The organism is Arthrobacter sp. JDC6 (genome assembly GCF_056484025.1).
Window position 1 is genome coordinate 1,125,982 of the sequence record NZ_CM151278.1, and the last position, 12,737, is coordinate 1,138,718.

The 12,737-nt window shown below is 68.5% G+C and carries 11 protein-coding genes; 4 read left to right on the plus strand and 7 right to left on the minus strand.

Going from position 1 to position 12,737, the window contains the following annotated elements; all coding sequences use genetic code 11:
* Positions 1-14 precede the first annotated feature (14 nt).
* Both ACV095_RS05235 and ACV095_RS05240 read right to left on the minus strand, forming a co-directional pair.
* A complete protein-coding gene (locus tag ACV095_RS05235) occupies positions 15-842 on the minus strand; it encodes a DUF1206 domain-containing protein (RefSeq protein WP_018769014.1) in 828 nt (275 codons plus the stop codon).
* 3 nt (positions 843-845) lie between these two features.
* Complete coding sequence (locus ACV095_RS05240; protein ID WP_026265726.1) at positions 846-1,136, minus strand: hypothetical protein; 291 nt, start codon at positions 1,134-1,136, stop codon at positions 846-848.
* A gap of 160 nt (positions 1,137-1,296) precedes the next feature.
* On the opposite strand from ACV095_RS05240, the gene ACV095_RS05245 reads away from it, so the two are divergent.
* Positions 1,297-1,836: a hypothetical protein gene (locus tag ACV095_RS05245; RefSeq protein ID WP_018769016.1), complete on the plus strand. Its 540-nt coding sequence runs from the start codon at positions 1,297-1,299 to the stop codon at positions 1,834-1,836.
* Between the two features lie 89 nt (positions 1,837-1,925).
* Here the strand turns inward: ACV095_RS05245 and ACV095_RS05250 are convergent, their stop codons facing one another.
* The 3 genes from ACV095_RS05250 to ACV095_RS05260 form a co-directional block, all read right to left on the minus strand.
* Positions 1,926-3,188 carry an AI-2E family transporter gene (locus tag ACV095_RS05250; protein WP_478223064.1) on the minus strand — a complete coding sequence of 421 codons (1,263 nt, stop codon included), beginning with the start codon at positions 3,186-3,188 and terminating at the stop codon, positions 1,926-1,928.
* A gap of 147 nt (positions 3,189-3,335) precedes the next feature.
* Entirely contained in the window at positions 3,336-4,016 is a 681-nt protein-coding gene (locus tag ACV095_RS05255; protein WP_478223065.1) for a FadR/GntR family transcriptional regulator, read from the minus strand.
* A gap of 4 nt (positions 4,017-4,020) precedes the next feature.
* A complete protein-coding gene (locus ACV095_RS05260; protein ID WP_478223066.1) occupies positions 4,021-5,322 on the minus strand; it encodes an MFS transporter in 1,302 nt (433 codons plus the stop codon).
* A 136-nt stretch (positions 5,323-5,458) separates the two neighbouring features.
* Here ACV095_RS05260 and ACV095_RS05265 point away from each other — a divergent pair, with 136 nt between their 5' ends.
* Complete coding sequence (locus tag ACV095_RS05265; protein ID WP_478223067.1) at positions 5,459-7,054, plus strand: CYTH and CHAD domain-containing protein; 1,596 nt, start codon at positions 5,459-5,461, stop codon at positions 7,052-7,054.
* A gap of 43 nt (positions 7,055-7,097) precedes the next feature.
* Here the strand turns inward: ACV095_RS05265 and ACV095_RS05270 are convergent, their stop codons facing one another.
* Positions 7,098-8,534, minus strand: coding sequence for a PucR family transcriptional regulator (locus ACV095_RS05270; RefSeq protein WP_018769021.1), 1,437 nt, complete (start codon positions 8,532-8,534; stop codon positions 7,098-7,100).
* A 168-nt stretch (positions 8,535-8,702) separates the two neighbouring features.
* Here ACV095_RS05270 and ACV095_RS05275 point away from each other — a divergent pair, with 168 nt between their 5' ends.
* Together ACV095_RS05275 and gabT are read left to right on the plus strand one after the other, a co-directional pair.
* Positions 8,703-10,133, plus strand: coding sequence for an aminobutyraldehyde dehydrogenase (locus ACV095_RS05275; protein ID WP_134163938.1), 1,431 nt, complete (start codon positions 8,703-8,705; stop codon positions 10,131-10,133).
* A 37-nt stretch (positions 10,134-10,170) separates the two neighbouring features.
* The gene (gabT, locus tag ACV095_RS05280; protein ID WP_018769023.1) at positions 10,171-11,541 is read left to right on the plus strand and encodes a 4-aminobutyrate--2-oxoglutarate transaminase; all 1,371 of its coding nucleotides are present in this window, start codon (positions 10,171-10,173) and stop codon (positions 11,539-11,541) included.
* 78 nt (positions 11,542-11,619) lie between these two features.
* On the opposite strand, the gene rarD is transcribed toward gabT, so the two are convergent.
* On the minus strand, positions 11,620-12,624 hold the full coding sequence (gene rarD / locus ACV095_RS05285; RefSeq protein ID WP_478223068.1) for an EamA family transporter RarD: 1,005 nt from the start codon (positions 12,622-12,624) through the stop codon (positions 11,620-11,622).
* Positions 12,625-12,737 lie beyond the last annotated feature (113 nt).

Sequence of the window (12,737 nt, forward strand, 5' to 3'; positions counted from 1 at the left end):
CATAAAGCGGCGGACTACATGCGCCCGAACCGGGCCCGGATCAGCGCGAAAATCCCGTAAGCGATGAAGCCGGCGCCAATGGCCACCAGGAGGGTGGGCCCGAACGGGTGGTGCTGCAGGGCCTTGAGGCTGCCGTCCAGGCCGGTGGATTCTTCAGGCCGGTGCTTGGCCGCGGCGATCACGAACAACAGGCCCGTGAGGTCCAGCGCTATCCCTTTGGCCACATGGCCGGTGACGCCCAGGCTGTCGATAAGCCTGCCGCGCCGGGTGCCGTCGAAGTGGAACAGCTCCTCCTTGAAGCCGCGGCGGATTCCCTTGACGATGAAGTAGATGCCGATGCCCAGGATGGTCAGCCCCAGCGCCACCAGGACCCACGGCCCCAGGGGGTTGGCCATCAGGCTGGCACTGAAGTCCCGGGTGTTATCTCCCGAGTCGCTGCGCTGGCCCAGGGCGAAGCCGGCGAACGTAAGGCCCACACTGCCGTATGCGATGGCCAGGAATCCCGAGGAGACCAGCTTGGCCAGCCGTTCCTTGCGGGCCAGGCTCCGAGCGCGCAACGTCGCTTCGCTGGCCTGCCACAGGGCAAGGCCCAGGCAGGCCGCCACGCACCCCCACATGACCACGGGTCCCCACGGGTTGTCCGCGAGCTGGGCGATGGCGCCGGTGGGTTCGGCATCGCCCGGATGGCCGAGGGCGATGGCAACGGCGATGGCCCCAACGATGATGTGCAGCACCGCCATGACGGCAAATCCGGTGCGGGCCAGGACGTCCAGGGCCTTGTGGTTGGACGCCTCCTCGACAGCGTCTGCTGCCTGGCTGAGGGTGGAATCGCCGTCGGACATGGTTCAGCCGTTCATGGGCCCTTCGGCCCTCAGCTTCTCCGCGCCCGGTCCCTCCACGTGCACGGTGCAGCGGACCACCAGCTGGCCCGGGGCGTTGTCCAGTTCCACCAGGGAATCGTCCGCGCTGAGGACGGTGAACACCTCGGACCCGGTGACCGCCTCCACGCCCTTGGCTTTGGCGGTTTCCCGCGCATTCCTGAGCGCCTCGCGCTGCAGGCCGTCCACGTAGCCGCCGTCACTTTCACGGGCGGGGTCCCCGAAGGCCCAGCCGAACAATGTTCCTGTTTTTCCCATGGCGACGATATTACGCGGTTGCCCCCGCCCGGGACGGGGTTTCGTAATATTAGTAAGTGTGCTTACCATGGGCGCACCATACCTCGATGGAACAGGCAAGCGAAGTCCGCTGCACAGCGGCAAAACCCGGAACCAGTTCACAACGTTAGGAACGCACATCATGGCAGGAAACCTCATTGCCCGTTCAGTTCACGACCTGACCGCGGCAGCATGGTTTGGCGGATCACTCATGGGCGCCATCGGACTCAACGGCGCGGCGGCCCAGGCCAAGGACCCCGCCGAGCGCACCCGGCTTTCCAGTGCCGGCTGGATGAAGTGGGCGCCGTTCCAGACGGCGGCTTTCGCCTCCCACCTGGTGGCGGACCTCGCCATCGCCTGGGAGAACAAGGGCCGCATCGCCAAGCAGGAGGGCGTGGCCCGCGACACCGTCATCAAGACGGCGGTCACCGTGGTGGGCGCCGCGGTGACCCTGTACTCGGGCATCCTGGGCAAGAAGGTGGAAAAGCTTGCCGGTGAAGGCGCCGAAGGCGCAACGGAGCCGCACGGCGCGGCCTCGGACGAATTGAAGACGGCCCAGCAGCAGCTCAAGCTCCTGCAGTGGGCCATCCCCGGTTTCGCTGCCCTGGTGATCATCCTCGGCGCCAAGCACGGCGAGATGCAGCGGCCCAAGAACGTGTTTGCAGGCCTCCGCGGCGAGTAGGGCGGACGCGCAGTAAGAAGCTGACGACGGCGGCCCGGCACGTAAGTGCCGGGCCGCTGCCGTGTCCGGGGTGCTTGGGGCGGAGTCCGCTAGACCGGTTGCGTATTGGCCGGGGGCAGGTCCGGGTTCATGTCCTTCAGGTCCGGGTCCTCGGCTGTCCACACTTGGATGATGGCCCAGGCCACCGCCGCCAGCGGCACGGACAGGACCGCGCCCACGATCCCGGCCAGGATGGTGCCGGCAGTCAATGCCATGAGGATCACCAGGGCGTGGAGCTGAAGCGACTTGCCCATGACGACCGGCTGCAGGAGGTCGCCTTCCAGCTGGTTGACCGCGACGACGACGGCCACCACAATGAGGGCCACCACCGGCCCGTTGGCAACAAGCGCCACGAGGGCGGCCAGGATGCCTGCGACCGTTGCCCCCACCAGCGGGATGAAGGCGGTAATGAAGACGATGATGGCCAGCGGAATGGCCAGCGGTACCTGCATGATCAGCAGCGCCGCACCGATGGCCACGGTATCCACCAGGGCCACGATCGCGGTGCCGCGGACGTAGCCGCCCAAAACCTCGAGCGTGCGGCGTCCGGACCGGCGCAGCTTGGCTTCACGCTGGCCGGAGAAGGGGCGGAGGAAGAAGTCCCAGATCTTGGCGCCGTCCTTGAGGAAGAAGAACCGGATGACCACCATGAGGCTGGCCCCGGCAATAAATTCAGTCACCACGGACAGCCCGGTGACCGCGCCGGAGCGGACCTGGCTGCTGGTGGCAAACTGCACCACCGCCTCCCGTGCCTGGTTGAGCTGTTCCTGCTCGATGGGGATGGGCCCCGTCAGCAGGAACTGCTCCAGCTCGTCGAGGCCGGAGGAGGCCTGCGCCGCCAGTTCGCCCCACTGGTTCCGGACGGAGAAATAGATGACGGTGGACACGCCGGCCAGGATCACCAGCAGCGCCACGAACGCCATGCCGGTGGCCAGGCCGCCCGGTATCCCGCGGCGGCGGAGCATGTTCACGAACGGGCCGATCGCTGCTGCCAGGATCAGGGCGATCAGGGCGGGGATCACCAGGAGCTTGATCTGCATCAGCGCGAAGACGGAGACGGCGACCACCAGCACAACCAGCAGAACCTGGGCCGCGCGGGTGCCTGCCCTGCCCAGGCCGTCAGACCAGAGCGCGCCCGGCGGCCTGGAGCCCGATGCTTTCCCGATGGTGCCTGCGCGCTGCCCCTGGCGGGCTGCACCGCCCGGCCGCCCGGCATCGGTATGTGCCCCATCGGCAGCCGCTGCACCGTCCTGCGCCTGCCGGAGGGGCTCGTTGCCCAGCTCTTGATCACTAAGGCGTGTTGATCGCGCCATGGGTACTCCTCATCGTCCGGAGGGTGCCCTGCGCCACGGGATGCGGCGCAAGGCAGAACAACCTTCGTCAGATGGTAAGCCTACTGATGGTTTGGGGGGTGCGGAAACCCCGGAGCGGGCCCTTCCCCGCAGGGTGTGCCGCCGGGACTACTCGGCCAGCCACTCCGCGCAGGAGTTCAGGTTCCGGTTCACCGTGGCGACGGCAGCGTCCTCATCGCGCCGCTCGATCGCAGCGAGCAGCGTCTCGTGGCCGTCCCGCGGAAGCCCGTTGAAGCCGGGCCGGCCCTGCTGCTTGAGGAGATCCCGGTGGAACGCGGTTCCGAAGCTGGCGTAGAGCTCGTGCAGCAGCGGGTTCCCGGACGCCCGCGCGATGCCTTCGTGGAAGTGCCAGTCGGCGTCCGCCCAGGCGTCGACGTCCCCGTTGTTCCAGGCCCGGTCCCGGCTGGCGAGCAGGGCACGCAGGGCCGTGACGTCGTCGTCCGTGGCATTGCGGGCGGCCAGCCGGGCCGCCTGGGTGTCCAGGCCCAGCCGCACCTCAAGGATGTGCTGCTCGGTGTGGTCCTGGTACATCCGCTGCGCGGCGCCGGACATCTCGCTTGTGGCGCGTACATAGGTGCCGTCCCCGCGCCGGACCTCCAGCATGCCGCCGTGGGCAAGGGCCTTCACCGCTTCACGGAGGGTCCCGCGGGAGACGCCGAGCCGGGCCATGAGTTCCGGTTCGGGCGGGATGCGCTGGTTCAGGGCCCACTCGCCGGAATGGACCATCCCCCTCAGCTTGGCCGTGACTTCGGCGGCGAGCGGCGGCCGGACTGACGGGCTCAGGGACATGGCGTTACTTCCTTCCATCCGCAGCCCGGATCGGAGCTGCCCCTGCGGGCTTTCCGGTCATAGCGCGGCCGGTAATCAGGTGGGATACCACAATCTGTACCAGGGCCAGTGCCAGCAGCAGCACCAGCGGCAGGATCCAGCCGCCCGTGGCGCTGTGCAGCAGGCCCATGCCCAACGGGCCCACCGTGGCCAGCAGGTAACCCGACGACTGGGCCAGCGTGGACAGTGCAGTGGTTTCGGCGGTGCTGGTGCCGCTGCGGCTGATCATGACCATCACCAGCGGGAAGATGCCCAGGCCAAAGCCCAGCAGGACGGCGGGGACGGCCGCCAGCCCCACGGGAAGGACCAGGAGCGCCAGGATTCCCACGGCCATGGTGATGCTCACCAGGTAGAACGCCGGGCGCAACATCCGCGGGCGGGAACCGATGGCGATCAGCACCATGCCCGCCGGAACGGAGACCAGCTGCATGAGCCCGAACATCAGTCCGCTGTCCGAGGCACTCAGGCCCATGGTGGTGAGCATGTACGGAAACCAGCTGAGCAGGGCGTATGCGAGCAGGGCCTGAAGGGCAAAGATCGCGGTGAGGAGTTGACCTTTGCGGGTCCGCAACAGCGGCCAGGGGGACACGCGCAGGCCCGTGGCCGGGGCGGCGTTGCGGTGCGCGTGCAGTGCCACGGGCAGGAACCCCAGGAAGGCGGCCACGGCAGCGATGCCCACGGCGCCCACCGCGGCGGACGGGGATCCGAGGGCTTGGGCCAGGGGTACGACCAGGACGGAGGTCAGGGTGCCACCGGTGGTCATGGTCACGGTGTAGACGGCGGTCATGAGCGAGGTGCGGGAGGCGAAGTGCTCGCGGATGAAGGACGGCATGGCCACGTTGCAGATGGCCAGTCCGGACATGCCCACCACGCTGCCGGCCACGAGCATGCCGGTGGCGGGGATGCCGCGCAGCAACAGGCCGCCGGCCAGCAGGGCCAGCGACAGCAGGATGCCTTTCTCCACACCCACCTTGCCGCTGAGCCAGGACGTCGCGGCGCCGGCCACCGCGAAGCAGAGTGTGGGAATCGACGGAATGATGGCCGCCACCAACGCCCCGTAGCCCAGTACCGACTGGAGGTCGTGCAGCAGGGCTGACGCCCCGGTGATGCCCGCGCGGAGGTTCAGCCCGATCAGCACCAACGCAATGACACCGAACACGACGGCGGAGCGTGGCTTGGCAGGCGCCATGCCGGGTGCCGGCGCGGCGGGGGCTGCGGCGGGCGCCTGGATGCTTGCGGGCGGGGAGGCGGGTGGAGTGGCGGCCATACCCTCCACCCTAAAGGTTAGACGTTTGATGTTTGCGCTTTTGTGGCCAACCTCTCCCGGTCCGGCGCCGCTGCAATAGACTGCCAACGGACTGTCGGAGGGCCTGGCGCGGACCAGGTGGTGCGGAAGGACGGCTGTGGAGGCTTCCCGGGGACTCGAGATCGAGAAAAAATACGACGTCGACACTGGCGCCGCAGTGCCCGCATTGGAGCAGGCGGCAGGGGTGGCCCGCGTGGGCAAGCCGCATACCGATCTCCTTGAAGCGGTCTACTTCGACACGCCAAAGCATTCCCTCGCCGCCCGGCGCATCACCCTCCGCCGGCGAACGGGCGGGAAGGACGCCGGGTGGCACCTGAAGCTGCCACCCCAGGCCGCCGCCGCAGCCGGGGAAGGCCCGCAGCAACGCACGGAACTGCACGCACCCCTGGGCCGCCCGGACGTGGTCCCGGACGCCCTGCTCACCCACCTGCATGCCTACCTCAGGGGTGCCGTCCCGGTGCCGGTGGTCCGACTGCACACGCGGCGCACCACCTACCCCCTGTACGGTGACGACGGCGTGCACCTCGCCGACCTCGCCGACGACCAGGTCACCGCCGAACGGCTGCAGGATGGGGCCGCAGCCACCCGGCAGCAGTGGCGCGAGTGGGAACTGGAACTGGTCCACGGCGACCCAGGCCTCTTTGGCCCGGTGGAGGAACTGCTTGCCGCTGCCGGCGCCCGCCCCGCAGGCCACGCCTCCAAGCTGGCCCGCGCACTGGGGCCGGGCAAGGCGGCCGGAACGCGGTCCCCCGGCAGCGGGGACGCCGCCGGCCCCGCCGGCGACGAAGGCAGCCCGGCGCTGCTGGCTGGAAAGCGCGCCCCCGCAGCCGCCGTCGTCACCGTTTACGTGGGGGCGCAGATTGAGCAGATCCTTGCCACCGACGCCGCTGTCCGGGGCGAGGAGCCGGAAGCGGTCCATGCCATGCGCTCGGCAATGCGCCGGATCCGCTCGGTCCTGGGCGCCTACGGGAGGCTGTACCGGGCGTCGCCGGTGCGCAAGCTGCGGAGCGAGCTGAAGTGGCTGGGCCAGCTGCTGGGCCGGCCGCGCGACGCTGAAGTCCTGCGGGAGCAGCTCCGCGGAGAGCTGGCCGGGCTGCCGCCCGGGGACGGTGTTGCGGGAGCAACGGCAGGGCTGGAACAGCGCACGGCCGCCGATTACGACGACGCGTACCGGCTCCTGCGCGAAGCCCTGGGAACGGAGCGCTACTTCCGGCTCCTGGACAAGCTCGAGGACTTCCGGGACAACCCACCGGTGCGGGCCGAAGCGGTTACGCCCGGCCGGCGGGCGGCGGCAAAGGCGGTGGACAAGGCCGCCAAACGGCTGCGCCGCTCACGCAAGGCTGCCAAGGGGGCACGGCGCGGCAGGGAACAGGAACTTGCCCTCCACCGTGTCCGCAAGGACGCCAAGCGGCTGCGCCACGTGGCCGAATCAGCCGCGCTGGTACATGGCAAGCGTGCGGGCAAGGTGGCAAAGGCCGCCCGCCGGCAGCAAAAGATCCTGGGCAGCTTCCAGGACGCCGCAGTGGCCCGTGACCTGCTTGCCGGTGTCGCCGCCGACAACACCGACGCGGCCGCCGCAGGCATCTATGCCCACCTGCTCAGCCGGCAGGAAGAACGGATGCTGGCAGCCCGGGCCGGCTTCCGGAAGGCCTGGAAGAAATCCCGCGACCTGTTGGGGCACGGCGTCATCTGATCCGGCAGCAGGGCGCTGCCGGCCCCCTTTTCCGCCTCCCTGCCTACCTGCCCTGGCGGGCCGACAACCGGGCCACGGCCAGGGCGAGCCACAGCTGCACCCGGTCGGCGGTGACGGCGGGGTCGTACCCCGTCAGTTCGGTGATCTGGGCCAGCCGGTAGCGGACGGTGTTGCGGTGCAGCGTGAGCTCCTCCGCCACCGCGGCCACCGAGCCGTTGTTGTTCAGGTAGCTCTCCAGCGTGGCCATCAGCTCAGAGCCGTGTGCGGCATCGAAGGACCGCAGGGGGTTCAGTGATTCGTGGGCCATATCCGCCAGCGGCACATCCTCGCTGGCCAGCAGCAGCGACGTCAGGCTGAGCCGCTCGGGTTCGTTGACGGGCAGGCCGTGGCTGGCGGCGTCCCGGGCCTCGAAGTAGCTCCAGCGCAGGCCGTTCGGCTTGGTGTACGCCCCGCCGATGCCGATCGTGGCGTGGATCCCGGCTTCGGCGAGGTGGTCGCTGAGCTTCCGTGCCAGCGCCGGCGCCGTCCCGCCGTCGTCATTGACCACCAGTACCAGGTCCTTGCCCACGACGGCGGCAACGGCCTTTTCCAGTTCCAGCGGCACCGAGGTGCTCCCCAGGGCCTTGCCGTGGGCGGCCGATACAGCGAGCAGCACCACGTTCTTGCGGGTGCTGTTCACGCCCACGCCGGCCAGGCGGCGCTGCGCCTCGCTGGTCTCCAGCGCGCCGTGGATCACGTCCTCCAGCACCTGGCCGCAGAGGGCACGCTGGGCCTGCCGCTGCTTGACCATGTTGTTCAGCTCCACGCTGATCAGGTTCTGCGCGTAGCCAATGATCCCTGTGTCCTCGAACGGCTGGCGCACCCACAGCGTGCACGCATCGCGCCGCCCGGTAGGGACGGGATAGCTGGACCAGGTCTCCGCCGACGGGCTGGCGGTGCTGCTGTTGTACAGCTGCGCCGTGAACTGCGTGAGCGCGATGTCTGTACGCAGCATGCCCCCCAGGTTCTTCAACAGCTCGGAAAGTCCGCCGCCGGTCAGCAGCGCCCGCGCCAGCACCTGGTGCCCTGCGATCAGCCGTTCCAGCTTGGCGTAGTGGTCCGCCGACTGGGCGTCCGCCACCAGCTTGGTGATGGCAATGAAGGGGGTCTCGTACGGCACCTCCACCACGGGCAGGCCCCAGCGGTTGGCCTCCGCCAGGAGGGCCGGCGGCACCGCCTCATGCGAAAGGCCCACGCCGAAACCGATGCCCACCGCGCCGGCGCGCTGCACCTGGCGGACAAAACGGCGCTGCTCAGGGGCGGAACGCAGCCGCAGGCCGGTGGTGAGGACCAGCTCGCCGCCGTTGAGGAACCGCTGGGGATCCTCCAGCTCCGTGACGGCAACCCAGTTGATGTCCTGGTTCCAGGTAGTCTCCGCCACGCCCGCCTTGGACAGCTTCAGGGAGGACACGCCCACCAGGGCAGCAAGGGAAATGGCCATGAAGCAAGGATAAACGTGAGCTGGGCAACCGCACTAAACCTCTTTGGCAAGGGTGTGCAGGTGGCTATTCACCCCGCTTGGGCGCTGGCATAGGCTCAAGGCAGTTCCATCCATCCGTCGTGGTCTCCGCCCGGCCGCCGATGGCCCTTACGAAAGAGGTTGCACACCGTGGTCCAAACCTTGCAGAACTTCATCAACGGGAAGTTCGTCACCCCCGCCGGCACCACCCTGCTGGACGTGGTCAACCCCACCAACGGCGACGTGGTGGCGCAGGCCCCCGTTTCCGTGCAGGCGGACGTCGATGCCGCCATGGCGGCTGCCAAGGACGCCTTCAGGACCTGGAAGCATGTCACCCCGGGCCAGCGCCAGCTGCTGCTGCTCAAGCTCGCCGACGCCATCGAGGCCAACAGCGACGAGCTCGTCGAAGCCCAGCACCGCAACACCGGCCAGGTCCGCTCCCTGATCGCCTCCGAGGAAGTGGCTGCCGGCGCCGACCAGCTCCGCTTCTTCGCCGGCGCCGCCCGCATCATGGAAGGCAAGTCCGCGGGCGAGTACTTCGAGGGCCACACCTCCTACGTCCGCCGCGAACCCATCGGCGTGGTGGCCCAGGTGGCGCCCTGGAACTACCCGTTCCTGATGGCGATCTGGAAGATCGGCCCCGCGCTCGCGGCCGGCAACACCGTGGTCCTGAAACCGTCGGACACCACCCCCGAATCAACCCTGGTCCTGGCACGCCTGGCCGGCGGCATCTTCCCGGCCGGCGTGCTGAACGTGGTGCTCGGCACCGGCGAAACAGGCGCCATGATGGTGGAGCATAAGGTCCCCGGCCTGGTGTCCATCACCGGTTCCGTGCGCGCCGGCATCGCCGTTGCCTCCGGTGCCGCAAAGGGCCTGAAGCGTGCACACCTTGAGCTCGGCGGCAAGGCGCCGGCCATCGTGTTCAAGGACGCCGACATCAAGAAGAGCGCCGCGGCCATCGCCGAGTTCGCCTTCTTCAACGCCGGCCAGGACTGCACCGCCATCACCCGCGTGCTGGTGGAGGAGTCCGTGCACGACGACGTCGTGGCCGCCATGGTGGAGCACACCAGGACCCTGCACACCGGCTCGCAGAACGACGAAGACAACTACTTCGGCCCCCTGAACAACGTGAACCACTTCAACGCCGTCACGTCGGTGGTGGAGAACCTGCCGGCCAACTGCCGGATCGAAACCGGCGGCCACCGCGCGGGGGAGAAGGGCTACTTCTTCGAACCCACCATCATCACCGGAGCAAAGCAGACCGACGACGTGGTGCAGAAGGAAACCTTCGGCCCGGTCATCACGGTGCAGAAGTTCAGCACCGAAGAAGAGGCAGTGGCCATGGCCAATGACGTGGACTACGCCCTGGCCTCCAGTGTCTGGACCACCAACCACGGCACCGCCATGCGGCTGAGCCGCGACCTGGACTTCGGCGCCGTCTGGATCAACACCCACATCCTGCTCACCGCCGAAATGCCGCACGGCGGCTTCAAGCAGTCCGGCTACGGCAAGGACCTCTCCATGTACGGCGTGGAGGACTACACGCGCATCAAGCACGTGATGTCCGCCCTCGACGCGTAAAACCACCCACCGCCAGGCTTCAAAGAAAGGCCTTCCCATGACCACCACCGCATCAGACATCACCTACCGCCTGGAGCAGAAGCGCAACGTCCAGGCCGACTTCCCGGGCCCCAAGTCCGTGGCACTGACCGAACGCCGCAAGTCCGTGGTGGCTGCCGGCGTCGCCTCCAGCGTCCCGGTCTACGTTGCAGACGCCGACGGCGGCATCATCCACGACGTCGACGGCAACTCCTTCATCGACCTCGGCTCGGGCATCGCCGTGACCAGCGTGGGAGCGTCCGATCCCGCCGTCGTCGGCGCCGTCAAGGAAGCGGTGGAGCACTTCACCCACACCTGCTTCATGGTCACCCCGTACGAAGGCTACGTGGCGGTCGCCGAGCAGCTGAACCGCCTCACCCCGGGCGACCACGAAAAGCGCACCGTCCTCTTCAACTCCGGCGCGGAAGCAGTGGAAAACGCCGTCAAGGTGGCCCGCCTGGCAACCGGCCGGGACGCCGTCGTCGCCTTTGACCACGCCTACCACGGCCGCACCAACCTGACCATGGCGCTGACCGCCAAGGCCATGCCGTACAAGACCAACTTCGGACCGTTCGCTCCCGAGGTCTACCGCATGCCCATGAGCTACCCGTACCGCGAGGAAAACCCCTCCATCACCGGTGCCGAGGCCGCCAAGCGTGCCATCACTATGATCGAGAAGCAGATCGGCGGCGACCAGGTGGCCGCGATCATCATCGAGCCCATCCAGGGCGAGGGCGGCTTCATCGTTCCCGCCGAGGGGTTCCTGCCCGCGCTGGCCGCCTGGGCCAAGGAAAAGGGCATCGTCTTCATCGCGGACGAGGTCCAGTCCGGCTTCTGCCGCACGGGCGAATGGTTCGCAGTGAACCACGAGGGCGTCGTCCCGGACATCATCACCATGGCCAAGGGCATCGCCGGCGGCATGCCGCTGTCCGCCATCACCGGCCGCGCCGACCTGCTGGACGCCGTCCACCCCGGCGGCCTGGGCGGCACCTACGGCGGCAACCCGGTGGCCTGCGCCGCGGCGCTGGCCTCCATCGGCTCCATGGAGGAGTACGACCTGAACGGCCGTGCCCGCCACATCGAGGAACTCGCGCTGGGCCGGCTCCGCGGCCTGCAGACTGAACTGGCCGGCTCCGGCACCGCCGTGATCGGCGACGTCCGCGGCCGCGGCGCCATGCTCGCCGTCGAACTTGTCCAGGCAGGGTCCAAGGAGCCGAACCCGGAACTGACCAAGGCTGTTGCCGCCGCCTGCCTCAAGGAAGGCGTCATCATCCTCACCTGCGGCACCTACGGCAACGTCATCCGCCTGCTGCCGCCGCTGGTCATCACCGACGAACTGCTGAACGACGGCCTGGATGTCCTCGCCGCCGCCATCAAGGCCAACGCCTAACCGGAACGACTCCCTCCGGCAACGCAAAGAAGGTGGGCTCCCGGTTGGGAGCCCACCTTCTTTGTCATCGGACGCTATCTAGGCGGCCTGGCGGAGCGCTGCCCGGCGGGCCACCGAGTTCCTGCGCGCCGTCCGCAGCATGTCCAGGGTCAGCAGGAGCAGTGCCAGCCACACCACCCCGAACCCCATCCAGCGCTCCACGGTCATGGCCTCCCGGAACACCAGCAGCGCCACCAGGAACTGCAGCACGGGGGCAAAGTACTGCAGCAGCCCGATGGTGGTCATGGGCAGCCGCCGCGCGGAGGCGCCGAAGAAGAGCAGCGGAACGGCGGTGATCACGCCGGACGCCAGCAGCAGCCAGAAGTGCCCGGGCCCCTGGGAAGTCAGCGTGGAGCTGCCGTTCGCGGCCAGGACCACCATGGCCACGGCGGCCAGCGGTGCCAGCACCATGGTCTCCACGCTGAGGCTGGTGATGGCGTCCACCCTCGACCCCACCCGGTTCTTGACGAAGCCATACAGGCCGAAGCTGAACGCCAGCGTCAGCGCAATCCACGGCAACTTCCCGTAGGAGTAGGTGAGGACGCCCACGGCCACGAAGCCCACGCCCACCGCGGCCCACTGGAGCGGACGCAGCTTCTCCTTCAGGACCAGCACGCCGAGGAGCACCGAGACCAGCGGGTTGATGAAGTAGCCCAGTGACGTTTCCACCGCCTGCCCGGTGGTCACGCCGTAGGTATAGGTCAGCCAGTTGATGGCGATCAGGAAAGCAGCCAGCGCCAGGGAACCAAACACGCGGCGGTCCTTCAGCGCCGCAGTCAGCACCCCCCACGCCCGGGTGACCGTAATCAGGAGGGCGCAGAACAGGAGCGACCACACCACGCGGTTGGCCACGATCTCGACGGCGCCGGCCGGCATCAGGATGAAGAAGTACAGCGGGAGCAGCCCCCACAAAACGTACGCGCCGATGCCGAACAGCATTCCCGCCGTCGAATCCCCGGCGACTGCCTTGGGACCCGCGGGCACCGCATCACCTGCCGTGGAGCGTGACGTGGGGGAGGTGGCTACGGGGGTTCCTTCTGGCATGGGCACGCTTTCCATAACAGCAGCCCGCGGGCAGGTATTCCGGGACGCAGGCGGGAAAACCGGAAAATAGTCAGTAGGCTTTCTTTCATGACATGTGCCCGTACCCCGCAGCC